Here is a 21298-nt window from a genome sequence, read left to right on the forward strand (position 1 = left end):
TCCGTCACGGTGCGGAGGACGACGACGCGGCGTCGGCCTCGGCCACGCGCTTGAGCCGCTGCAGGCTCTCCCGCAGACCCTGGCGCATCGTGGTCATCCGGTCCCGGTCCCGGCCCAGGGTGCCGATGATGAACCAGCCGATGCGGCCGACCGGGCGGGCGATCTCGTAGGACTCCGTCACTCGGGTGCCGGTGCCCTCCGGCTCGAACCGGTAGCGCCACACGAGGGTGCCGGCGAAGCGCTCGGTGCGGGCGAAGGCGAACTCCCGGCCGGGCTCGGCGGCCATGACGATCGGCGTGTTGTGCCACGGGAACCGGGAGTCGGGCGGCACCCGGTTGCGGGCCCGGAAGCGTGCGCCGACGCGGGGTCCGCCGTCGTCGAGCCAGACGACCTCGTCGACCTCGGGACTGTACTCGGGGGTGCGGGTGACGTCGGCGACGAGGTCGTAGACCGTCCGCGGCGGCGCCTCGACGTGGATGGAGTCCTCGGCGCGGCCCAGTGTCTGCATGGTGGTCCTCCGTGCGGTGTCCGAGTGACGGGGCCTGGGCACCCCGGGGGGAGCGGCGGGCCGGGTGCTCCCACGGTAGGACCCCGGTGCGCCGGGTCCGTCCGGGTGAGACCGGATCGTTGCTCGCCGCGGCTGCGTGTCGCCGGCGGAGTGCGGCCGGCGCGCGTCCCGCTGACCGGGCGCCGGCACCGGTCCATGAATTCGCACAAGCGGTGCTGTGTCCCGGCTCAGCCGCGGCACAGCACCCGTTCCTAGCGTGGAGGCCGACAACGACCCGAACCGATGGAGGATCCATGGACCGCAGCACCCCGCACGAGACGGCGCTCAGCTACGAGGGCCGCCGGCTGCCGCGCCCCGAGGAGGAGGTGGTGGACCAGGGGCTGGGCTTCGACATCGGCACCCTGATGAACCGGCGGAAGGTGCTGACGGTCTTCGGTCTCGGCGCCTCGGCCTTCGGACTCGCGGCCTGCGGGGCCGGGGCGGGCGGCAGCGGCGCGAGTGCGTCGTCGTCGGCCTCCACATCGCCCTCGCCCTCGGCCACGGCCCTGGCGGTGGACGAGATCCCGGACGAGACCGCCGGGCCCTACCCTGGGGACGGCTCCAACGGCCCCGACGTGCTCGAGCAGAGCGGAATCGTGCGCAGCGACCTGCGCTCCAGTTTCGGGGACGCCGGCGGGACCGCCGAGGGCGTGCCCTTGACGCTGGAGCTGGCCATCGCCGATCTCGCCAACGGCGGGGTGCCGTTCGCGGGAGTGGCCGTCTACGTCTGGCACTGCGACCGGGAGGGCCGCTACTCCATGTACAGCGAGGGCGTCACGGAGGAGAACTACCTGCGCGGGGTGCAGATCGCCGACGACGACGGGAAGGTCCGCTTCACCAGCATCTTCCCGGCCTGCTACACGGGCCGGTGGCCGCACATCCACTTCGAGGTCTACCCGGACCAGGCGTCCATCACCGACTCCACCACCGCGATCGCCACCTCGCAGGTCGCCCTGCCGAAGAACGCGTGCGACGCCGTCTACGCCACCACCGGCTACGAGTCCTCCGTCAGCAACCTGGCCCAGCTCACCCTGGCGAGCGACAACGTCTTCGGCGACGACAGCGGGGCCAGCCAGCTGGGTGCCGTCACCGGCAGTGTCGCGCAGGGGTACACCGTCACCCTGACCGCCGGGGTGGACACGACCACCACGCCCACCGGCGGAGGCATGGCGGGAGGGTCGGGCGGACCGCCCCCGTCTCGCTGAGCGATCCAGCGGTCGGTCTGCTTCTGGGGATCCCCTGGCAGACGGGATCAGGTCCCGGGAGACCGGTACTTGATCTGCTCGGCCCGGCGCAGGGCCTCCAGTGTGTCCTCGACGCTCATGAGCACCGTGGTCTCCCGGGAGCTCAGGGCGCCACCACCGCTGATGGCCAGGACGACCGCGGCCATGGACACGTTGTCGGGCGCCTCCCACAGGTTGTAGCCGTCGTGCTCGCCGAACGCGTACCAGAAGCCGTGCAGCTTGCCGCCGACGGATTCGATATAGTCCTGGGCGGCCTGGCGACGGTCCTCCGGGTGGGCGATCAACCGCGCCCAGGTCTCGGGTGTGTAGCTGAACTTGGACAGGTAGAGCGGCATCGTCTCGTCCCCTCGTGTGGTGGTGTCCGTCCGGCCGGTTCCGATCAGGCGTGTGCTGACCGTAGGCCCCCACACGGGCGCACTCCAGGGGATCACCCGGATCGTCGCCGGCCCGTGACTCATGTCGCCTCCGTGTCGGTGGAGGCGGCGTCCGCTCAGGCCGGGGCGCCGTCCCGGGCGCGGTCCGTCCACGGGCCGTCGCCGAGCTTCGCGTACGAGGCGGCGACGATCTGCTCGAGGACGTCCAGGTCCACCGCGCCGAGATCCTTGAGGTAGATGCAGCCCACGCCGGTGGTGTGCGGGCCCAGGCGCGCCAGGCTCTCCCGGTGGGCGTCGACGCCGTCGTACACGTAGACCGTCGTCGCCGCCTTCCGGGCGGCGAAGCCCGCCGCGGGGGCGTCGCCCTCGTGCCCGCTCGCGTACTTGTAGTGGTACTGGCCGAAGCCCACGATGGTGCCCCACATCTCCGCCGGCTGCCCGGTGACCCGGGTGAACAGGGGGAGGAGGCGCTCGGCGTCCGCCCGCCGCTTCGCCGGCGTGACCCCGGTGAGGTACTCCTCGACCGGCTGACCTGTCTTTTCCACGATGGGCTCCTCGGGGTCGCTGGGACGTCGATCGTCTCAGGCTCCAGGGTCCTCGGCCGGTCCGACACGGCAGCGCGGGGCGCGGGTGCGTATCGGTCCACGCCCTGGGCCGCCGCGGTGCGGACTCCGCTCGGATCCTGGGCGACGACGACGACGCCGGCCTGTCATCGACGGCTCAGGCGCGGCGTCCGGGGCGTGCGGCGAAGTCGTCCAGGGCGGTGGCGAGCTCGGCGTCGAACTCGGTGATCTCCGCGAGGGCGTCCTCGACGGCCGCGGTGACCGCCCGAGGACTGAGGTCTGGCCGGAATGTTGGTCACCACGTCGTCTTAGCCAACTTTGTCTGAATAACGTTGTACAAGAGGCGGGAAGACCATGTTCTGCAGTGCGCGGCCACGGCCGTACGGTGGATGGTGCTGACGCCGGGACCGGTCCGGCTCCTGACGGTCGGCACCCTCTCCCGGTCGCTCCGGGCTGAGCCTCTGTCCACGTATGAGGGGACGCTCGGCCGAGCGCATTCTGCGAGAAACATGCCTCTGACATGGGACGATGATAATTCCGACATTCATTGACCCACGTCAGGAGCACCCCCATGGAAATCATTCCCGAGGGCCGGCCCCTCCATGTGCTGGCCATCCTGCTCGGCATGGCGCTGGGCATCAAGGCCCCGCCCTCGTCCCGGCGGTCGACCGCTGGATGGGCGCTGGCCGCCGTCGCCGCCATCACCTACGCGGGCCTGGTCGCCCGGGACCGGGACCGCAATGCCCAGTGAGACTTGGCGCGCCTCGCCTATGACCGCTGGGGTGGCACGTGCCGGTGCTGCTGACGCCTCTGGTGGCGTACGGAGCGGCGATCGCAGGGTGATGCACGTCCGCCTTCGACGGACTCGACGTGCATGCAACTGGTGTCCCAAGGGTTATCGCTGGGCGATAGCGCGTGTTCCGTGAGCTGGGTGACCCCCGCAGACTCATGGGCACGGGCACCAGCGCCGGCGACGGAGCCGGCGGAGCGCAGGACCGGTGCCACGACCACAGGAGACACCATGCCGGACACCACTTCTCGTGTCGCACTGATCACCGGAGCCGGGCGGGGCATCGGCCGCGCCATCGCCGAGCGGCTCGCCGACGACGGGCTCGACATCGTCGTGGCCGACGTCCCCGATGCCCAGGACAACATCGACGCGGTGGTCTCCGCCGTGGAGGAGCGAGGGCGCAAGGCCGTCGGAGTGGCCGGGGACGTGTCCAACCACGAGGACGTCGCACGCATGGTGCAGGAAGGGGTGGACGCCCTCGGGCAGCTGGACGTCTTCGTGGCCAACGCCGGCATCGCCCAGGTCGACGAGATCCTGGACGTGGAACCGGAGGCGCTCGACCGCATGCTGGACGTCAACATCAAGGGCGTCTACTACAGCTACCAGGCCGCGGCCCGGCAGTTCATCGAACAGGGCACCGGCGGCAAGATCATCGGGGCCGCCTCGATCGTGGCCTTCCGGCCCTTCCCCGTGCTGGCCTCCTACTCGGCCACCAAGTGGGCCGTGCGCGGTCTGACCCAGGCGGCGGCGATGGAGTTCGCCCGGCACGGGATCACCGTCAACGCCTACGCCCCCGGGGTGGTGGGGACCGCGATGTGGGACCTGATCGACGAGCGGCTCACCACCCGCGACGGCACCCCGCGCGGCAGCGCCCTCCAGGCCCAGGTGGACAACATCCTGGCGGGCCGGGTGTCTGAGCCGGCCGACGTGGCCAAGCTCGTGTCCTACCTCTCCGGATCCGACTCCGACCACATGACCGGGCAGACGGTCCTGATCGACGGAGGCATCAACTTCTCCTGATCTCCGCCGGGGCCGGCCCTCCGGCTCCAGTGATCCGGGCGCGCCGACCCGGCAGCACGCATCGTGATGTGGGCTGCCGGGTCGGTCCGCGTCCGGAGCGCTCGCCGCGGGACCTCACGGTCCGAGACGGCGCTCAGCAGGGCTTGAAGAACTTCCCGCCCGGGGCGTAGCAGCGCGGCCCGGTGTAGCCGGGGATGTCCGCGTAGTAGCCGGGCGGGGCCTGATTGACGATGTTGGCGCCCAGGTTCGGAACGGGCTTCGGTGCCGGTGCCGGTGCCGGTGCAGGGGCGGGCGCGGGCCTTGGCGCGGGTGCCGGATTCGGTGCGGGCGCCGGCGCAGGTGCGGGCACGACCGCCCGACGCGCGGCGTCGGCCGCTGCCTGTCGCGCCGCTTCCGCCTGCCGGTCGAGCTCGGCCTGACGTGCCGCGTCGGCCTCCGCCTCCCGGCGCTGGTCCTCGGCGGCCCTGCGCTCCGCCGCTTTCGCCTCCGCCGCGCGGCGTTGCTCCGCGGCACGCTCCTGGAGAGCCGCGACGTCCTGGCGGACGCCCGAGATCCCGCTCGTGAGCGACGGCAGTCCGACCAGGTGGCGGATGTGCGGGTGCGCGTCGCCGTCGACCGCGTCGAGGGCCGCCAGGAACGCGACGGCGGCCGCGACCTCACCGGCCGCATCGGCGAGATCCGCCGGCGCGGCGTCGGCGAGCGCGCTCGTCGCCTGCTGGAGCTGTGCGGGAATGGTGCAGCCCTGGGCCGGGTCAAGAAGGCCGGTCTGCTGCTGCTCGGCCTCGGCGAAGGCCTCCTCGACGGGCGGCAGGAACCGGCCGTTCGGAGCGATGTAGAGCGGTGTGCCCAGGCCCTGGCGGGCGATCTCCGCGTTGACCAGCGTGCCGTCCTCCAGGAAGACCCCGGCCAGGGTGCGGTCGTAGCGGTCGGTGCGCTCCTGGTCGTACTCCAGGCCCACCACGGTGCCCGGCGGCAGGAGCTCCTCCAGCAGCGCGGTGGCCTCCGGGCCGAGGCACTCGACGATCTCGTTCGGGTCCTTGGTCTCCGGGGTGTCGATGTTGAGCAGCCGCACCCGCACCACCTCACCCCCGAGCTGGACGTCGACGGTGTCGCCGTCGATCACCCGCTCCACCACGGCACGCTCGCCGCGCAGTTCCGGGGTGGCGGAGGTCTCGGTGGAGGTGGCGTTCGACGACGACGTCGTGTCGCTGGAGACCGCCGACCCGCCGCAGCCGGTCAGGAGCAGAAGGACGAGCGCGGAGGCGCTCAGGCGGAGAGAAGCGGGAGAGGGGGCCACGGGAGTCCTGTCAGGAAAGCGTCAGTTCCCCTTCAGCCTATGGATGCATCTGCAATCACCCGGGAGGCCGGTGTCCCCAGTTCTGCGGCAGCAGGCTCAGGCGCGGTAGCAGGAGGGGCCGTGGGGACGGGGCTGCCGTCGTCGGCGCGGTCCTCGACGGTGCCCGGGGAGTCAGTGATCCCGGCGGATGTTGAGGAACGTCGTCATTCCCACCGCGCGGCCTCCTGCATCTCGGATGGTCCCCGGCACGACCTGGCCGGTGCCGTGGCCGGCCGGGAGCATGGCCGACACCGGCAATGAGGCCAGGTCTCAGCGCAGCGGCTACGGTGCCGCGGCGAACGCGGCGGCGATGTCGACCGTCACCGCGGCCGGTGTCTCCCCGCTGTCCAGGGGCACTCCATGGGTGAACTGCCGAGTGTTGTTGGCGACCTGGATCCGCGCGGTCGCCCCGTCCCGGTGCACGGAGACCAGCCGCAGATCGGGGTCGGCGTGGGAAAGGTCGGGGAGGTAAGCACCTAGGTCGTCCAGGAGTTCGCTCCACAGTTGCTGGGGGGCGGGGGTGTCCGGGTAGATGTCGGGATCCTGCGCGGCCGGCGGGGTGATGGGTCCGGCAACCGCGCTCAGCAGCTGTGCGATGCGAATCCGCCCGGCCGTCAGCGGCACGGTCACCGACGGTCCCGTCACGCACTGCACGTCGGCGGTCTCCTGGGCCAGCGTGACGCCGGTGATGAGGCTGTGGTGTTGGGCGCGTTCGACCATGGACAGCTCGTGCAGGAAGGTTCCGCCGGTCACGGTCACGTCCATCAACCCCTCAGATGTTCAGAGCGTTCTTCACGAAGTCAGGGCACGCTCCTGCGTATCCCTGACAGTACGTCGTCGTCACTCCGAAGGGGCGGCCGTCACTGGTGTTGGTGCGGAAATCCACCCCCGCCATCACCGTGACCGTTCGCACCACCTTGCACGTGCGCCACCACAGGATGCCGGAGCACCTGACTTCGTTCACCGGGGTGCTGTAGTTGTACTTGGAGCCGGAGACGAACCACTTGTACTGGGGATACTTCGTCGTAGCTCGCGCGACCCGGTAGTTGACGTTGTGGGTGTTCACGATCTTGGTGTTGATGTTGCTGCGCAACGTCACGGTCCTGCTGTCACGATCCAGCCAGCTGTAGAGCACGGGCGCGTTGGCGGCGGCCACCATCACCCGGGGAGCCGCGACTGTCGAGGCCACGAACTGCTGCTGAGACTGCAGAACGGGCTGATCCGATGGCAGAGCGGCCTCCTCCGGCAGCAGCAGTTCGGGCACCGTCTCCGGCTCCTCGAGCACCGCCTCGGCGACACCATCCTCCACGCCGACCTTTTCCAGGTCAGTGGCCTCCACGGTCTCGCCGACCACCACGTCCATGTCGCCGACCACGGCGAACGACACCTCGGCGAACTCCTCGCCGATCTCCGGTGCAGGAATCGGGGTCTCGATCCTGGTGGCGGCTGCGGGAGTGCCCAGCAGACCCACCACCAGGACGGTGGCGATCGTTCCTGTGGTGATGCTTCTGAGCCTCATGGACCACTCCTTGCGCCGGGACGACCCTGTGACCGTCGTGGATGACGCTGACGCTATCCACTGTGTTTGCAATCGACATCATCCGAAAGGAGGGGGCAGTACGACGCGGACGTGTCTCGTCGGTCGGAACATGCTGGCCTGCGCCGAAGTGCTGCGGAGCAGGGGGTCGCGCTGCTGGCGCTGATGGCGTCACACAACGGAACGAAGGCGCTGCCACTTGCCGTGTACTAAAGCAAAGACATGAGATGCAGGGAGACCTTTTCGTCCCGTTCGAAAGTTGACCATCATGACGCCCTCCGTCGACCCTGCGCTGCCACCTCCTGCGCCCATCCGCACCGCGGGATTCGCCGCCTTCGGGCTGCTCGGGCCGCCGGCGGAGGCCCGAGCCCCGATGCCGGAGTCGAGTCTGGCGAACCGACGAGCAGGCCAGGCGGTGATGGCCGAGACGCTGCGGATCCATGACGGAGATCCGCCCCGGTCGTGGTGGCGACGTCTGGTCGGATCCAGCCCGCTCAGCGCCGACAGCCTGCCCTGGTTCCAAGGGGCGCTCGGAGAGATCGCGGTCGGGCAGATCCTCGGCCGCCTGGGTCCGGAGTGGACGGTGTTCCACGCCGTTCCGGTCGGCGCCGGGGTCTCGGACATCGACCACGTGCTGATCGGCCCGGCAGGCGTGTTCACGCTCAACACGAAGAACCACGCGGGCAGAAATGTCTGGATCGGCGAGCGCGCGATCCTGGTCGACGGGCACAAGCAGCACTACCTGCCCCACGCCCGGCACGAGGCGGCCCGAGCGGCGAGGCGGCTGAGCGCGGCGGTGGGGGAGTCTGTGTCGGTCACCCCGGTGCTGGTGCTGATCGAGCCGGGAAAGCTGACGATCAAACAGCGTCCCGCCGACGTCAGAGTTGTCACCGATCGTGAGCTGCTGCGCTGGCTGAAGCGTCGTCGTCCCGTCCTGGCTCCCGAGCGGATTGCCCGGATCGCTGCCGCAGCCGTGGTTCCGGGGACCTGGCACCACCATCCCGCGCCGCCCGAGGACCCGGTCGCGCTGCAGGAGCGCTTCGCGGAGCTGCGGCACACCGTGCGGAGCGCGCGACGCCGCCGCGGGCTGTGGGGCCTCGGGTTGATCGTCGGGGGTGGTGCAGCCGCCGTCAGCTACGGCTCGGACCTCTTGGCGGCACTGCTCAACGTAGGACTCTCCTGAGGGGCGGAAGGACTGCGGTCAGGGGAGCAGCACAGCGCGGTCGAAGGAGCGTCCTTCCGACCTTCGTACGGGCGGCAGGGCCGTGGGCCATCCTCTCGACCGGGTCCCACCGCCGTCATGCCTCGGCGACTTGGCGAAGAGTCGGGTGCCCTCTTGCCGGTGGCTGTCCCGAGGCGCACAGTTCTCCTATGAGAACGACGACGCCGTTGTTCGTGGTGGCTGTGGTGATCGCGGCCCTGGCCCAGCTGGTGGTGGGGTTCTTCTACATGGCCAGCGGTCTGATGGCTCCGCTGTGGGCCATCGTGCTCCTGGGCGTCTGGTGGGTGCTGCTCACCTACATCGGGGTGCGGCTGGTGCAGCGCCGGTCCTACCTGGTGCTCCTGGTTCCCCTGGTGGCCGTCGCGACGTGGTTCGGCGTCATGACGTTCGGGGAAGCGGTCCTCGGCTGGACCCCCTGAGGCACCGGACTCTTCTCTTTCGAGCTGATGCCGGGGTCCTGATCTCCTCAGGACCCCGGCACCCGTGATTGTTGCCTCGGCGCTATCGGCTGTCAGGACTCCGACCAGCACCGAGGCGCGAACCAGGCAGATGACCCATGGCCGCTACTTGACCTTGCCGTTGGGAGTCTTCGTGATCGACAGTTCGGCCACGATGGGCAGGTGGTCGGACGCCGTGGTCCGGATGACCTCCGCCGAGGTGGCGGTGGCTCCCCGCGCGGTCAGGATGTAGTCGATGCGCAGGCTGGGGTTCTCCACGGAGCCGCTGCCGGGGAGGCCTTCGAGGTCGGGGCCGAAGGTGTAGTCGTCGCCCTGTCCGAGGGCGGCGAAGGTGTCGGTGAACACCGAGAACAGGGGCTGCAGTTCCGGGGCGTCCGGTTCGGCATTGAGGTCTCCCACGATGACCGCCGGTCGCTCGCTGGCACCGGTGATGTCGAGAATCTCCTCGACCTGCAGTGCGCGCTGTTCCTCGCGCTGGAAGTCCAGGTGCGTGCTGTAGAAGGCGACGTGATTGCCGCGGACGTTCACCACGGCTTCGAGCAGACCTCGCTGCTCGGTGGGCCGCTCCTCGTAGTCGATGTTCGTCAGGAGGTGGTTCTCCGAGGAGATGATCGGGTATTCGCTGAGGATGGCGTTGCCGTACTGGCGGTTGTCCACATCGCCGGGCAGCGGTGGTTCGTCCAGATTGGCGCCGTATACGACGTGCATGTCGAGCCGCTCGGCGAGCCACTCCGCCTCGTCCAGGAACTCACTGCGTGAGCCCCAGTGGTTGTCCACCTCCTGCAGGCCGATGATCTCGGCGCCGGAATCCTCGATCACCGACGCTGTGCGCTCGAGGTCGAACTGGTTGTCACCGTCCGCGCCGTAGTGGATGTTGAAGGACATCACGGTCACCTCGGTGCTCTTCTCGCCGGCCTTCGAGGGGGCGGCGAGGGCCGGTCCGGCGCCGAGCAGGGTGCTGCCGGTGATCAGGGCTGCAACGGAACCCGTGGTCAGCAGTTTCTTCAACATGGTGAGTTCTCCTCGTGGTGGGGCGGCGCCATCTCAGGGGGCGATGGACAGGGCGGCGGCATGCCGGGGCTTCCCGGTGTGAGCATCACGAGGGTCCTTTTCGGGCTCCGGACAAGTGATCTATGCCACTCGTTCATCTTGGACTAGACCAATTTGTCCGTCAATGGATTGGTTCAGACCAAAAGCACGGCGGGTTGATGAGCGGCGCGGCCGGGCTGACCGCTCATCGGGCTCCGATGCCCGACGGCGTCGCCGAGTGCGGATCATCCTGCGTGGCGACCGGGTCGCCCAGGAAGGCCAGGCTGCGCCGCAGCGTGTGAATCCAGCCGTCCCACCCGAGGTCGCGCCACGGCACCCGGTCCTCCGGGGGAACGGCCAGACGGCCGATCACTGTGTACACCGACAGCACAGCGGCTGCGGCCAGCACCAGGAACACGAACGAGATCATGATGAGCTCCTTGTCTGCGGTGTGCCGGTCGATCCGGCTCACTCTCACGCTGACAAGCCTCGTCGCCTGGAACCTGTGGCACGAGTGGCAGAAATGACTATCTGCGGTCGTTTTCTGCCAAGTCTGTCGGCGCCTTGTCGCGGAGTCGCGGATGGGCGGAACGCTCGCTCGAGACCGCGGCCATGACAGAGCACCTCGGCTTCGCTCTCGCGGCCGAGCCGGTGCTCACATGGCGGTGCTCAGGAGGTGGTCGCGAAGCGGCGGCGGTACTGCTGCGGGCTGAGCCGGCGGATCCGGGTGAAGTGATGGCGCAGCGTGGCCGCGTTGCCGAAGCCCACGTCCGCGGCGATGCGCTCGACGGGCAGATCGGTCTCCTCGAGGAGCTGCTCGGCCCGGTGCAGGCGCCGCGCGGTGATCCAGGCGTGCGGGGTGGTGCCGGTCTCGTCGCGGAAGCGGCGGGCGAAGGTGCGTGGGGACATGGCGGCGCGCCGGGCCAGGGCGTCGACGTCGAGCGGCTCGTCGAGGTGCCCCACGATCCAGGTGAGCAGCGGGTCCAGCGTCTCGGCCCGGCGCTCGGGGACCGGGTCCTTGATGAACTGGGCCTGCCCGCCCTGGCGCTGCGGCGGCACCACCATCCGCCGCGCCACGGTGTTGGCGGCCGCCGAGCCGAACTCCTGGCGCCACAGGTGGAGGCAGGCGTCGAGGCCCGCGGCGGTGCCGGCGCTGGTGAGGACGCTGCCGTCCTCCACGTAGAGGACCTCGGGCACCACCTGCGCGTCGGGGAAGCGCTCGGCCAGCTCCGCGGTGTGCATCCAGTGGGTGGTGCAGCGGCGGCCGTCGAGCAGGCCGGCGACACCCAGGACGAAGGCGCCCGAGCAGATGGACAGGAGCCGGGCGCCACGGTCGTGGGCCGCGCGCAGCGCGTGGATCACCTCTGCCGGGACCGGGATGTCCCGGGACATGGCCGGGAGGACCACGAGATCCGCCGCAGCCACCCGGTCGAGGCCGTGCTGGACCGCCACGTCGAAGCCGGCGATCGTGCGGACCGGCCGTCCGTCGGGGCTGCACACGGCGAAGTCCATGACGGGCAGGCCGTCGCCCGAGCGGTCGATCGCCCAGGCCTCGCAGGCCACCCCGAGCTCGAAGGGGGAGACTTCGTCGAACACGATGACGGCCACGTTGCTGATCATGGGTCCATGCTCCCAGCGTTGCGGCAGGAAGTCGACGACAGCACAAAAAGTGTCAGTCGCGCCAGAACGAGCACACGAGGAGAATCGGTGCCAGCAGCACCGAGGCACGGACGGCGGGAAGGGGACGGTGGGCCATGGAGAGCACGGGTGAGGGCGAGCACCGGAGGGTGGCGGTCCTGGGGGCTACCGGGCAGCTGGGCGCGCGGGTGGTGACACAGCTGCGGGAGCGCGGCGTCGACGTCGTCGAGGTCTCGCGCGGGCAGGGCGTCGACGTCTGTTCCGGTGAAGGCCTCGACGCCGCGTTCGAGGGGGTCTCCACCGTGGTGGACTGCCTTCACCTGGCGACGCTGTCCCGCAAGCGCGCCGTCGACTTCTTCACCACCACCGCCCGCAACGTGCAGGCGGCGGCACAGCGGGCAGGGGTGTCCCGGATCGTGTGCGTCACCATCCTCAACGCCCGGGAGCCCGAGGTGCACCGGTGGATGGGCTACTACGCGGGCAAGGCCGCCCAGGAGCAGGCCTACCGTGCCGGCCCGGTCCCGGTCACGTTCGTGGCCTCGGCGCAGTGGTACGAGCTGGCCGAGACCCTGCTGTCGCAGCTGCGCGTCGGCCCGCTCTCCGCGGTGCCCGGGATGCGCTCCCGGCCGCTGGCCGCCGATGAAGCCGCCGCGTTCGTCGCCGACCGGGCCCTGGAGCCCGGCGGCTCCGCGACCTCCGACGACGCCGTCATCGCGGGGCCCGAGGTTCGCGACATGGCGGAGCTGGCCCGTGCGATCGACCAGCACCGTGGAGGACGCCGGAAGGTCCTCCGGGTGCCGGTGCCGTTCACCGCTCTCGGCAACGGTGGCCTGCTGCCCCGTGCGGACTTCACGACCGCCCCGACCCGGTTCGAGGACTGGCTCCGCGGCACCTCGTGAGGGGTGGTCGCCGGCGTCACCGCCGCGGCCGTCCTGCCGGGGACGTGGCCCCGGAATCCCACGCCGCTCGAGGTGGAACCGGCGGTCCAGCTGCTACTTGATCGGTGTCGGTGGCCGTTGCCCGCCGAGCACGGCGAGCACGTTGTCGGCGGCGAGCACCGCCATCGCGGTGCGCGTCTCCACGGTGGCGGAGCCCAGATGCGGTACCAGCACCACGTTGTCGAGCTCCAGCAGCTCGGGATGCACCTGGGGCTCGTGCTCGTAGACGTCCAGTCCGGCGCCCGCGATCCGGTTCTCGCGCAGCGCGGCCGCGAGCGCCGCCTCGTCGACGATCGGCCCGCGCGCGGTGTTGACGAGGTACGCGGAGTCCTTCATCGCCGCCAGCTGCTCGGCACCGATCAGGTGGTGCGTGGCGGGCCCATAGGGGCAGTGCACCGACACGACGTCGGAGACGGCCAGCAGCTCGTCGAGCTCGACCCGCCGGGCGCCCAGCGCGGCGGCGATCCCGGGATCGATCTCGCTGCGCGACTGGTAGACGACCTCCATGCCGAAGGCCTTGGCGCGGCGCGCGGTCGCCTGGCCGATGCCGCCCATGCCCACCACGCCGAGGGTCTTGCCCTGCAGGCCGCTGCCGAGCAGGAAGAACATGCCCCACTTCCAGTCCTGGCCGGAGCGGATGAGCCGTTCCCCCTCGCCGAGCCGGCGGGTCGCCATGAGGATCAGACCGAAGGCGATGTCGGCGGTGGCGTCCGTGAGCACGCCGGGTGTGTTGGTGGCCACGACGTCGCGTTCGCTGCAGGCGGGCACGTCGATGTTGTCGTAGCCGACGGCGACGTTCGCGACCACTTTCAGCTGCGGTCCGGCTGCATCGAGCAGCTCGGCGTCGATGCGCTCGGTGAGCAGACTCACCACGGCATCTGCCCCGGCCACCCGGCGCATGAGCTCCTCGCGGCCGATCGGCTCCGGATCCGGCCACATCTCGACCTCGTGGGCGGCGCGGAGCTTCTCGATCGCGGCGTCGGGAATCGGTCCCGTGACGACCACCCGGCTCATGCCGTCTCGATCCACTCGCGCAGGCGGCCGAGGCCCTCGCGGATGTCGGGGACGTCGATGCCCGAGTAGGCGAGCCGGATGTACTGCCGGTCCTCGCCGGGCTGGCGCCGGCCGAAGTGCTCCCGCGTGCAGAAGGAGACGCCGGTCTGGTGCAGCGCTGCCGTGGCGAAGTTGCCGACCGCGGTGCAGCCCATGCGCTCCATGGCGGCGGTGACGTCGGGGAACAGGTAGAACGTGGACTGCGGTACGGCCACGTGCATGCCGGGGATGGCGTTCACGAGCTCGCATGCGGCGTCGCGGCGCTCGCGCAGGATGTCGAGCGTCTGCTGCACGGGTTCCTGGGGGCCGCGGAGTGCTGCGATGCCGGCCCACTGCACGTAGTGCGTGGTGCAGGACTCGTCGTTGGTGTTGAGCGTGCTGAGCACCGTGGCGATCTCCGGGGGCGCGACGGCGCAGCCGAGGCGTGAGCCGGTCATCGCGAATTTCTTGCTGAACGTGTAGAGGATGACGGTGCGCTCGGCCATGCCGGGGAGCGACGCGATCGAGCTCGAGACCCCCTCGTAGCGCGTCTCGAAGTAGGCCTCGTCGGAGAGCACCCAGAGGTCGTGCTCCTGGGCGAGCTGCGCGACGGCCTCGCGCTCGGCCGCCGTCGACTCGGCCGAGATGGGGTTCTGCAGATCGTTGTAGACGATGGCGACCGTGCTCGGGGTGATCGCGGCGCGCACCTGGTCGAGGTCGATGGCGAAGCCGTCCTCCGTGGGGAGGTAGCGGTACGGCACGGCCGTGCCGCCGAGGTACTCGATCTGCGACTCGTAGATCGGGAAGCCGGGATTCGGATAGAGCACCTCGTCGCCGGGGTTCATGACCGCCTGCAGGAACTTCGTGATGACGGGCTTGCCGCCCGTCATCACCACAACGTTCTCGGGGCTGAGGCCGATGCCGCGGCGCGAGCCGATGTCCTCGGCGAGGGCCTCGCGCAGCTGCGGGATGCCGGGGCCGGGGCAGTAGCCCGTGTGACCGTCGGCGATGGCCCGGTCCATCGCCTCGATGATGTGCGGGGCCGTCGGGATGTTGATGTCGCCGAGGTGGAAGGGGTACACGCGGTTCCCCTTCGCCGTCCAGGCGGCCGCGGCTTGCGCGACGCTGAAGGCGGTCTCGGTGCCCAGCCGGTCGAGCCGGTGCGCGAGTTGTCGCATGCCGTTCCACTCCTCGTCGAGTTGGTGATCGGTCCGCTGGCGGATCCGGGTCGAGCATACGACTCATATATCAGACTGGGAAGAGTGGTCCCCGGATGGATTCTCGCGGTGGACCTTGCCGCGATGTTCCCCGCATCCGGAGGTCGCCTCTGGTGGATGCGGGGAGTGCGGTTGCCTCGGGGTGGCCGGGAACCGTACTCCCCGCTCAGGTGCGGGGGGTCAGCGCACGCGGAGGTAGACGGGGCCGGAGCCGACGTTGACGGTCTGGATGACCGTCTGGTTGCCGTTCCAGCCGCCGTGGACGGCCTTTCCGCCGCCGATGTACACCGCGATGTGGGCGAAGCCCATGCCGCCGTTGGCGTAGTAGACCAGGTCACCGGGCTGGGCCTGGGCGGCGGAGACCCGGGTGCCGAGCTTCAGATAGGAGGCCGGCCACCCGTGGTGGTTGATCCCGGCGGCGCGCAGGGACTTGGTGACCAGGGCGGTGCAGTCCTGGCCCACGCCCAGCTGGCTCTTGGCCGCGGCGGCGATGCTCGCGGCCTTGCCGGACTGGGACTGGATGCTGATGAGCTGTTGGGGGGCTGCGGCGGGGGCGGCCTGGGCCGGGGCTACGCTGCTGAGCGCCAGGGCGCCGCCGGCGACCGTCAGGATCGCGGTGCGTCCGAGGCGGAACGAGCTCTGGGCGCGGTGGCGGGGCATGCGGGACTGGAAAATGGGCATGAGTGATGTCCTCCCTCTTGCCTGCGAGGTGAGCTGTCGGATGCGGGTGGGAGACACCCGGTCGTCAGGATGGGGGCCCTGACGACTTAACCCCTAGGTCCCGGGGGAGGGACCGTTCATGGTTCCCCCGCTTCTGCCGAGCGATGTTTTCTGGGGGCCCCGGGCACCGGCAGAATTCGGCGATGTGCACGGGGATGCCGATCGGTGAGGCGACCGGCACGGAGAGAACACTAACCGAGAGATAACGAAAAAGTCTCGCTTTGATCACGGGCGTGTCTCGGCTCTTGGGTCGACCCGGCAAGGGATCTCCTCCCCCTGACGCAGTTGGTCGGTGAGGGTCGCTGTTGCAGACCCCCGCCGAGGCTCGACTCGAGACAAAAGGGGTCATGACCTGGGGCTCCGTCCAGGTCATGCCGATGGACGAGCGCACCCACGCCCCGGAACGTGATGTCCGGTGGCAACGCCCCTGCTATTCCGGGACAGTTTTTCGGGAAAGCACCACAAGACCTTTGTGCGGCGCCCTGATCGACCCTTCCCTCCGGGGTAGAAAAAACGATGCTTTTGTGCGTCCCATAATCCATGCGGGAGTTCACAAAAAGAAAGAATTGGGTTTGTGGTGATTGCCCGGCGTGGGTCGGTTCTCTCCACGGGCGCTCCCGGGACGCACGTCGGGGCGATGCTGGGTAATGAGGCACTTGAAGACCGGGCCGCAGATCTCGCGCTCCCCAGCGGGTGGCATCCCAACCTCCGGGTGATTCTTTCGGCCCGCAACGTCTCCAACCGCGAGGCCGACCGGGCCGATCACGCAGAGCTGCGGCTGAAGATCTCCCTGACCGGCCTTCAGGCGGATGTGGTGGTCATTGACTGCCCGAACCGGCAGGGTGGGCCGTTGACGCTGTCGGCGTTGAACGCGGCGGACACGATGGTCTATGCCGCCACCGTCACCAGTGACGGCATCGATGGGATGGACGGGGCGCGGCGCACGGTCGCCCAGTTCCGCCGGCACCGCCAGCAGCTCGGCGCCCCGGACACCCTGAAGGAGGCCGGGATCGTCGTCGGTGGGGTGGAGGAGACGATCATGAGCCGAGCGGCCGTCGCCAGCCTCGAGGAGCTGCGCGCCACGGGGTTGTTCCTGGAGCCGTTGATCCCGGGCCGGGCGATCGTCCAGGAGGTGCGGATCTGAAGGGGAGTGATACGGCCAATACCGCAAGGGCACCCGGGTGCTGGAGGCCTACACCGCGATCGCAAAGAAGGTGCTGCGATGACCGACAAGCCCGAGCGTCCCGCCTCTCTCCAGCGTCGCCGGCCTCGCCCGGCCCCGGATGAGCACATCGACCCGGTCGACTACACACTCCCAGCCCCCGCCACCACACCCCAGCCTGTGGCAACGGTGGTGTCGTCCCCGCCGGTGCAGGCGGCACCGGCGGCGGAACCCACGGCCGCGGCGCCGAAGCGCGGCCGTGGCCGGCCGCGCCGGGAGCCCACCATCCAGCTGGGGGTGCGGGTGGCTCAGGACGTCTCGGATCTGATCGAGGAGCTCACTGAGCACGACGGCACTGCCAGAGCCGTGACCGAGAACGCCGTGCGCGCCTACGCCCAACAGCTCAACCGATAACACCGGCCCCGGTAGGGGAGGAATGTGGCTGCGGGCGGCTTTCCCATGGTCCACGCCGGAGGAACCCGGCTCACCGGTGCTGGTGGGCCGGGTTCTCTTCTGCTGAGGACAGGCGGTGGGGTGGGATGGGTGGTCCTGTGGGTCGTCGAGCGACGCGGGTGCCCGCGCTCCTTCCGTGTGGATTCAGGGCCAACCCCCAGCAGGGCCCGTAGTCGGGGGCCAAAGGGGCGACCAGCGCGGTCCAGGGTGGACGCGGGGCGTCCCCCGGCGCCCCCTCGACCGATCACCTGAGCGCGATCCGCGCTGGAGGTTCAGCCCCCCGGCTGATCCTGCCCTTACGCGATAACTCGAGATTACCAAGGGGTAGAAAGATGATCGATACTCATGATGTTCCCACTTCCGCACCCCACCCCCGGTGATGCGAGGGCCTTTCGCCCACAAAGTGATGAGGTGCCTGCTTCGAAATGGCGGAACCCGTGAGCCATGCCCAGGGTGCTGAAAGATGAATTAGTTCCGCTGCTGGTTCTTCACAACTAACAGGTGAAAGCTCGGAGTATCGCGCACCGACAAGCGGATATGAGCTCCGCATTTAGGCTCGGGCAGTCTCGTCCAGAATCCGACGGAGCGGCCAAGGGCCCTGCAGGAAGCGCTCCTGCAGGGCCCTACCGTGTTCATGCGTTTTGAACGTCGCTTGCGCGGCGCCGGTTCTAATGCCCAAGATATTTTGCCGACGGGCCGGTTCCCACCTGGAGAGGGAACGTGGCAAAGCGACGAGTGGGGGGCTGTTCCGGTGGTCGGGCATGGCCCGGTGCCGGTGTGGGTGGTGCTGGGTTAGTGGGCGGCGTAGTAGGCGTCTTTGACGGACTGGTGGATGCGGCCGCGGTCGGAGACCGGGTGGCCGTTCTCCTTCGCCCAGGCACGAATCTTGGCGGTGTCCGGGTCTGACTTCGAGGCCCCTGCCCCGGTGCTGCGGGCCGTGGTGGTGCGGCCGGCTTTGCGCCCGGCGGCGGCGTAGGGGCGCAGGGCTTCGCGCAGCTTCTCGGCGTTGGCGGTGGACAGGTCGATTTCGTAATCCTTGCCGTCGAGGGAGAACTGGACGGTCTCATCCGCTTTCCCGCCCTCGAGGTCGTCTTCCAGGATAATCTGTACGCTCTGAGCCATTCTTGTCCCTTTCCCTACTGCTTTTGGTCTTGTATCGACAATGCGGACACGTTGGTGCGCAGATTCATATCGACCTTACCCCCATAGTGCGGAAAGCCCCAATTAGCCTGGTCGGGCATCACCATTGCTGAGAAGTTACAGGGAAGCAGAGGCAGTCCGCCTTCGACGCGGCACTTGATCACCTGTCTGTCGCAAATGTCTGATGGGGAAGTATGAGCGATCAACGGAATGCTCTGCAGCGATGATGACATTTGAATATCCATGCGAAAGAAAAGAAAACTACGCTTAAACCATGCACACTCGCTTACTAATGTGCCATAATAAATCCAAAAATTATATCAGGCCAAGACCGTTCTCTCCTCGTGTCGGAAGCTGCAGCTAGAGTTGGGACCACTCGACCCGCCTGAACAAGGAGCCCCCTGCATGACAAACCAGCATGTCCCCCCAGCCACACCAAATGCACAAGAAGAGTTGCTTCAGCAGCTTCAAGATTTGGTCCCGTCCGCCTTTAAGGATGGAAATCTGGATACGGCTTCACTACTGAACGCTCTGGGAGCGTCGGACACGAGCAAACCTGCGTTCACGTTCAGCTGGCCTGGGATCGAACGCGCACGCCAAGACGCCCGCACTAGCACTACGGCCACACTGGTTCCCGACCCATCCTCCTCCGTGGACTGGGACAACGCACGCGATGTCCTAATTGAAGGGGACAACCTCCAGGTGTTGAAGCTATTGCGGAGCGGTTATAGCGGGCAAGCTAAACTCATTTATATTGACCCTCCATATAACACCGGAGAAAAATTCAACTACAACGACAAGTTTTCTGTACCTGAGCCACAATACCTGCGCTCCTCTGGCCAACTAGACGAACAAGGCAACATGCTCACCAGCAGGGTCGAAGTTTCAGGAAAAAAACACGCGCCATGGTTGACCATGATGTTTCCACGCCTAACACTCGCCCGCCATCTGCTTCAACGTGATGGCGTCATCCTGGCTTCTATTGACAATAATGAAGTTCATCATCTGCGTCTTCTTATGGATGCCATCTTCGGCGCGACCAACTTCATTGACCTGATTACATGGCAAGGCGGGCGAAAGAACGATGCAAAGTTGACCGGTGGCGGCCAAGACTACATCCTCATTTACGCTCGAGATAAATCACATCTCGAGTCCATTGATAGGAAGTGGCTCGAGAAAAAGACAGGTCTGGAAGAAATATACGCCAAGCATAAACAACTGAAGGTTGAGTTTGGCACTAATTACGCCCCTGCATCCAAAGAGCTTCGTAAATGGTATAGAGAACTTCCAGAAGGGCACCCCTCAAAGGCCCATTCATATTTCGCCAACATGGACGACGCCGGTGTATGGACATCAGGAGATCTTCGTAGCCCTAACCCTCGTGAAAACTTGATGTATCCATACAAGGGATACAGCGCACCACAAAAGGGATGGGCGGTCGAGCGGTCTGTTATGGAGGAGTATGACAAACGAGGTCGACTGATCTTCCCCGAGACATTTGATAAGCGCATCCGACTCAAGAGATACCTTCACGAGCAGGAATTCTGGGCGCCCGGCTCAACCTTCTCGAAAGCCCGTGGTCCCGAGCAAACTCGGTTAGACAAGCTAATGGACATGAAAGTCTTTGATGATCCAAAAACAGTGGAAGTGCTATCAAGATTCATTAGCGGTGTCGCGCCCGAAGACAACGACCTCATCATCGATTTTTTTGCCGGTTCCGGATCCACCGGCGAAGCTGTCTGGCGGCAAAACGCAATAGATAGCAAGCAGCGTCGATGGGTGCTGGTGCAAGTCCCTGAGGAACCTGACGCATCTCAGGAGTCTGGCAAAAACGCAATTGACGCAGGATACAGGACAATCTTTGATGTGACAGCCGAACGCTTGCGCCGAGCTGGACAGGCAATTGAAGGTGCAACCCCAACCTCTCCGAAGCTTGGATTCCGCATTTTTCGCACCCGCCCCACTAGCCTCACCATCGAGACTCCCATCACTGCTACTGATGGCATGAACGGACTTGACTACGTGCAACTGTCGCTCGATCGACTCGCTGGCCCGCCCGTCGTCGAAGGCGCAGACCCCCTTGCAGTCGCCTGGGAAGTTGTCCTCAAATCCACATCTACTCGTCTCGACGCCCAGGTGACTCAGCACGACGTAGACGGAGTGTGTGTGTACGAGTTCGTGGCAGCCGATGAAAACAAGCGCGGCGCCGGACGTCTACTGGTCTCGCTTGATTCATTCGACCTGTCCACTGCTGATGCACTGGGACTAACCAATGACGACACACTAATCCTGCGCGGAGACAGAGTCAGCGACGCGACAACATTGACGTTGGCTCCCCGTCTGCAGTCAAAGCTTGTGATGCTGGAGAGGGCACCTCGTGAAGTTTCGCTTTGAGGATCAGCCGCACCAAGCCGCAGCCGTCCATGCGGTTACGGACTTGTTTGAGGCAGCCCTACTACCGCCGTTACAGACACGGCTCGGCGAGGCTCCCGGATCGGAGGGTCATAAGGCCTTTTTGCTTGACCTAGCCCGCCTAGTAGACAACCTCCACGTGGTTACTGAGCGCGAGCGTGTCGAAGTACAGTCGGAACTCGCTCAGTTGAGCACCACCGACTTGCGGGGAGCAAACCGGCCCTTCACAGATGAGCATGGTTAGGAGCCTTTCGCCAGGGCCGGTGGCCGCCGGCGGCGAGCAGGGCGCGTAGCCGGTAGTTGTCGAAGTTCCGGAAGCCGCGGGCTACCCGGCGCATCGTCTCGATGACCCCGTTGATCGCCTCCGTGGGGCCGTTCGAAGCTCCGGCGGTGTCGAAGTAGGCCAGGATCGCGGCCCTCCAGCGGCGCAGGGTCCGCCCGAGCCGGGCGATCTCCGGGATCGGGC

23 protein-coding genes and 1 riboswitch are annotated in these 21298 nt (G+C 67.6%); of the genes, 9 read left to right on the plus strand and 14 right to left on the minus strand.

Annotated elements, in window-relative coordinates; all coding sequences use genetic code 11:
- Window positions 1-4: 4 nt before the first annotated feature.
- On the minus strand, window positions 5-508 hold the full coding sequence (locus CK505_RS02675) for an SRPBCC family protein (RefSeq protein ID WP_095650125.1): 504 nt from the start codon (window positions 506-508) through the stop codon (window positions 5-7).
- Window positions 509-801: 293 nt separating this feature from the next.
- On the opposite strand from CK505_RS02675, the gene CK505_RS02680 reads away from it, so the two are divergent.
- Window positions 802-1752 (plus strand): intradiol ring-cleavage dioxygenase, encoded by a 951-nt coding sequence (locus CK505_RS02680; RefSeq protein ID WP_095650126.1) that lies wholly within the window; start codon window positions 802-804, stop codon window positions 1750-1752.
- A 47-nt stretch (window positions 1753-1799) separates the two neighbouring features.
- On the opposite strand, the gene CK505_RS02685 is transcribed toward CK505_RS02680, so the two are convergent.
- Together CK505_RS02685 and CK505_RS02690 are read right to left on the minus strand one after the other, a co-directional pair.
- Complete coding sequence (locus CK505_RS02685; RefSeq protein WP_095650127.1) at window positions 1800-2126, minus strand: GYD domain-containing protein; 327 nt, start codon at window positions 2124-2126, stop codon at window positions 1800-1802.
- A 155-nt stretch (window positions 2127-2281) separates the two neighbouring features.
- The gene (locus CK505_RS02690) at window positions 2282-2710 is read right to left on the minus strand and encodes a DUF1801 domain-containing protein (protein WP_095650128.1); all 429 of its coding nucleotides are present in this window, start codon (window positions 2708-2710) and stop codon (window positions 2282-2284) included.
- 589 nt (window positions 2711-3299) lie between these two features.
- Between CK505_RS02690 and CK505_RS02695 the strand changes: the two genes are divergently transcribed.
- Both CK505_RS02695 and CK505_RS02700 read left to right on the plus strand, forming a co-directional pair.
- Entirely contained in the window at window positions 3300-3479 is a 180-nt protein-coding gene (locus CK505_RS02695) for a hypothetical protein (RefSeq protein ID WP_095650129.1), read from the plus strand.
- Window positions 3480-3749: 270 nt separating this feature from the next.
- Window positions 3750-4538 (plus strand): acetoin reductase, encoded by a 789-nt coding sequence (locus CK505_RS02700; RefSeq protein ID WP_095650130.1) that lies wholly within the window; start codon window positions 3750-3752, stop codon window positions 4536-4538.
- Window positions 4539-4671: 133 nt separating this feature from the next.
- Here the strand turns inward: CK505_RS02700 and CK505_RS18785 are convergent, their stop codons facing one another.
- From CK505_RS18785 to CK505_RS02720, 3 genes are all read right to left on the minus strand, one after another.
- On the minus strand, window positions 4672-5835 hold the full coding sequence (locus tag CK505_RS18785) for a thermonuclease family protein (protein WP_255250867.1): 1164 nt from the start codon (window positions 5833-5835) through the stop codon (window positions 4672-4674).
- Window positions 5836-6156: 321 nt separating this feature from the next.
- Entirely contained in the window at window positions 6157-6639 is a 483-nt protein-coding gene (locus tag CK505_RS02715) for a hypothetical protein (protein ID WP_095650131.1), read from the minus strand.
- 7 nt (window positions 6640-6646) lie between these two features.
- Complete coding sequence (locus tag CK505_RS02720; protein ID WP_095650132.1) at window positions 6647-7393, minus strand: hypothetical protein; 747 nt, start codon at window positions 7391-7393, stop codon at window positions 6647-6649.
- Window positions 7394-7679: 286 nt separating this feature from the next.
- Between CK505_RS02720 and CK505_RS02725 the strand changes: the two genes are divergently transcribed.
- Together CK505_RS02725 and CK505_RS02730 are read left to right on the plus strand one after the other, a co-directional pair.
- Window positions 7680-8594, plus strand: coding sequence for a nuclease-related domain-containing protein (locus CK505_RS02725; RefSeq protein ID WP_255250868.1), 915 nt, complete (start codon window positions 7680-7682; stop codon window positions 8592-8594).
- Window positions 8595-8782: 188 nt separating this feature from the next.
- Window positions 8783-9052, plus strand: coding sequence for a hypothetical protein (locus tag CK505_RS02730; protein WP_255250869.1), 270 nt, complete (start codon window positions 8783-8785; stop codon window positions 9050-9052).
- A 144-nt stretch (window positions 9053-9196) separates the two neighbouring features.
- Here CK505_RS02730 and CK505_RS02735 read toward each other — a convergent pair whose 3' ends face one another.
- From CK505_RS02735 to CK505_RS02745, 3 genes are all read right to left on the minus strand, one after another.
- Complete coding sequence (locus CK505_RS02735) at window positions 9197-10102, minus strand: endonuclease/exonuclease/phosphatase family protein (protein ID WP_017834925.1); 906 nt, start codon at window positions 10100-10102, stop codon at window positions 9197-9199.
- 223 nt (window positions 10103-10325) lie between these two features.
- Window positions 10326-10550, minus strand: a complete 225-nt coding sequence (locus tag CK505_RS02740) for a hypothetical protein (protein ID WP_095650156.1) — start codon at window positions 10548-10550, stop codon at window positions 10326-10328.
- A 239-nt stretch (window positions 10551-10789) separates the two neighbouring features.
- Window positions 10790-11740 carry a helix-turn-helix domain-containing protein gene (locus tag CK505_RS02745; protein ID WP_095650135.1) on the minus strand — a complete coding sequence of 317 codons (951 nt, stop codon included), beginning with the start codon at window positions 11738-11740 and terminating at the stop codon, window positions 10790-10792.
- A 134-nt stretch (window positions 11741-11874) separates the two neighbouring features.
- Between CK505_RS02745 and CK505_RS02750 the strand changes: the two genes are divergently transcribed.
- Window positions 11875-12657 (plus strand): SDR family oxidoreductase, encoded by a 783-nt coding sequence (locus CK505_RS02750; RefSeq protein WP_095650136.1) that lies wholly within the window; start codon window positions 11875-11877, stop codon window positions 12655-12657.
- A 93-nt stretch (window positions 12658-12750) separates the two neighbouring features.
- On the opposite strand, the gene CK505_RS02755 is transcribed toward CK505_RS02750, so the two are convergent.
- From CK505_RS02755 to CK505_RS02765, 3 genes are all read right to left on the minus strand, one after another.
- Window positions 12751-13710: a D-glycerate dehydrogenase gene (locus CK505_RS02755; protein ID WP_095650137.1), complete on the minus strand. Its 960-nt coding sequence runs from the start codon at window positions 13708-13710 to the stop codon at window positions 12751-12753.
- Entirely contained in the window at window positions 13707-14906 is a 1200-nt protein-coding gene (locus tag CK505_RS02760) for a pyridoxal phosphate-dependent aminotransferase (protein WP_095650138.1), read from the minus strand. Before CK505_RS02760 ends, CK505_RS02755 begins: the two co-directional genes overlap by 4 nt.
- Before the next feature lie 219 nt (window positions 14907-15125).
- A complete protein-coding gene (locus CK505_RS02765; protein WP_095650139.1) occupies window positions 15126-15626 on the minus strand; it encodes an NlpC/P60 family protein in 501 nt (166 codons plus the stop codon).
- A 5-nt stretch (window positions 15627-15631) separates the two neighbouring features.
- A riboswitch (cyclic di-AMP (ydaO/yuaA leader) is annotated at window positions 15632-15818 on the minus strand.
- Window positions 15819-16302: 484 nt separating this feature from the next.
- On the opposite strand from CK505_RS02765, the gene CK505_RS02770 reads away from it, so the two are divergent.
- A complete protein-coding gene (locus tag CK505_RS02770; RefSeq protein ID WP_176475269.1) occupies window positions 16303-16809 on the plus strand; it encodes a ParA family protein in 507 nt (168 codons plus the stop codon).
- Between the two features lie 78 nt (window positions 16810-16887).
- Window positions 16888-17241: a hypothetical protein gene (locus CK505_RS02775; protein WP_095650140.1), complete on the plus strand. Its 354-nt coding sequence runs from the start codon at window positions 16888-16890 to the stop codon at window positions 17239-17241.
- Window positions 17242-18072: 831 nt separating this feature from the next.
- On the opposite strand, the gene CK505_RS02780 is transcribed toward CK505_RS02775, so the two are convergent.
- Window positions 18073-18402, minus strand: coding sequence for an Lsr2 family protein (locus tag CK505_RS02780; RefSeq protein WP_095650141.1), 330 nt, complete (start codon window positions 18400-18402; stop codon window positions 18073-18075).
- A 423-nt stretch (window positions 18403-18825) separates the two neighbouring features.
- Here CK505_RS02780 and CK505_RS02785 point away from each other — a divergent pair, with 423 nt between their 5' ends.
- Complete coding sequence (locus CK505_RS02785; protein WP_095650142.1) at window positions 18826-20814, plus strand: site-specific DNA-methyltransferase; 1989 nt, start codon at window positions 18826-18828, stop codon at window positions 20812-20814.
- Between the two features lie 242 nt (window positions 20815-21056).
- Here the strand turns inward: CK505_RS02785 and CK505_RS02790 are convergent.
- The coding region (locus tag CK505_RS02790; protein ID WP_141246766.1) for a transposase at window positions 21057-21298 on the minus strand (242 nt) is incomplete at its 5' end.

This window comes from Kocuria sp. WN036, from assembly GCF_002287015.1.
Taxonomy (GTDB): domain Bacteria; phylum Actinomycetota; class Actinomycetes; order Actinomycetales; family Micrococcaceae; genus Kocuria; species Kocuria rosea.

What these genes read in the sequence shown, in the direction of transcription:
- CK505_RS02675 (WP_095650125.1), bottom strand. Translation starts at nt 508, where the DNA reads ATGCAGACACTGGGCCGCGCCGAGGACTCCATCCACGTCGAGGCGCCG.
- CK505_RS02680 (WP_095650126.1), top strand. Translation starts at nt 802, where the DNA reads ATGGACCGCAGCACCCCGCACGAGACGGCGCTCAGCTACGAGGGCCGC.
- CK505_RS02685 (WP_095650127.1), bottom strand. Translation starts at nt 2,126, where the DNA reads ATGCCGCTCTACCTGTCCAAGTTCAGCTACACACCCGAGACCTGGGCG.
- CK505_RS02695 (WP_095650129.1), top strand. Translation starts at nt 3,300, where the DNA reads ATGGAAATCATTCCCGAGGGCCGGCCCCTCCATGTGCTGGCCATCCTG.
- CK505_RS02700 (WP_095650130.1), top strand. Translation starts at nt 3,750, where the DNA reads ATGCCGGACACCACTTCTCGTGTCGCACTGATCACCGGAGCCGGGCGG.
- CK505_RS02715 (WP_095650131.1), bottom strand. Translation starts at nt 6,639, where the DNA reads ATGGACGTGACCGTGACCGGCGGAACCTTCCTGCACGAGCTGTCCATG.
- CK505_RS02720 (WP_095650132.1), bottom strand. Translation starts at nt 7,393, where the DNA reads ATGAGGCTCAGAAGCATCACCACAGGAACGATCGCCACCGTCCTGGTG.
- CK505_RS02725 (WP_255250868.1), top strand. Translation starts at nt 7,680, where the DNA reads ATGACGCCCTCCGTCGACCCTGCGCTGCCACCTCCTGCGCCCATCCGC.
- CK505_RS02730 (WP_255250869.1), top strand. Translation starts at nt 8,783, where the DNA reads ATGAGAACGACGACGCCGTTGTTCGTGGTGGCTGTGGTGATCGCGGCC.
- CK505_RS02735 (WP_017834925.1), bottom strand. Translation starts at nt 10,102, where the DNA reads ATGTTGAAGAAACTGCTGACCACGGGTTCCGTTGCAGCCCTGATCACC.
- CK505_RS02740 (WP_095650156.1), bottom strand. Translation starts at nt 10,550, where the DNA reads ATGATCTCGTTCGTGTTCCTGGTGCTGGCCGCAGCCGCTGTGCTGTCG.
- CK505_RS02745 (WP_095650135.1), bottom strand. Translation starts at nt 11,740, where the DNA reads ATGATCAGCAACGTGGCCGTCATCGTGTTCGACGAAGTCTCCCCCTTC.
- CK505_RS02750 (WP_095650136.1), top strand. Translation starts at nt 11,875, where the DNA reads ATGGAGAGCACGGGTGAGGGCGAGCACCGGAGGGTGGCGGTCCTGGGG.
- CK505_RS02755 (WP_095650137.1), bottom strand. Translation starts at nt 13,710, where the DNA reads ATGAGCCGGGTGGTCGTCACGGGACCGATTCCCGACGCCGCGATCGAG.
- CK505_RS02760 (WP_095650138.1), bottom strand. Translation starts at nt 14,906, where the DNA reads ATGCGACAACTCGCGCACCGGCTCGACCGGCTGGGCACCGAGACCGCC.
- CK505_RS02765 (WP_095650139.1), bottom strand. Translation starts at nt 15,626, where the DNA reads ATGCCCATTTTCCAGTCCCGCATGCCCCGCCACCGCGCCCAGAGCTCG.
- CK505_RS02770 (WP_176475269.1), top strand. Translation starts at nt 16,303, where the DNA reads ATGCTGGGTAATGAGGCACTTGAAGACCGGGCCGCAGATCTCGCGCTC.
- CK505_RS02775 (WP_095650140.1), top strand. Translation starts at nt 16,888, where the DNA reads ATGACCGACAAGCCCGAGCGTCCCGCCTCTCTCCAGCGTCGCCGGCCT.
- CK505_RS02780 (WP_095650141.1), bottom strand. Translation starts at nt 18,402, where the DNA reads ATGGCTCAGAGCGTACAGATTATCCTGGAAGACGACCTCGAGGGCGGG.
- CK505_RS02785 (WP_095650142.1), top strand. Translation starts at nt 18,826, where the DNA reads ATGACAAACCAGCATGTCCCCCCAGCCACACCAAATGCACAAGAAGAG.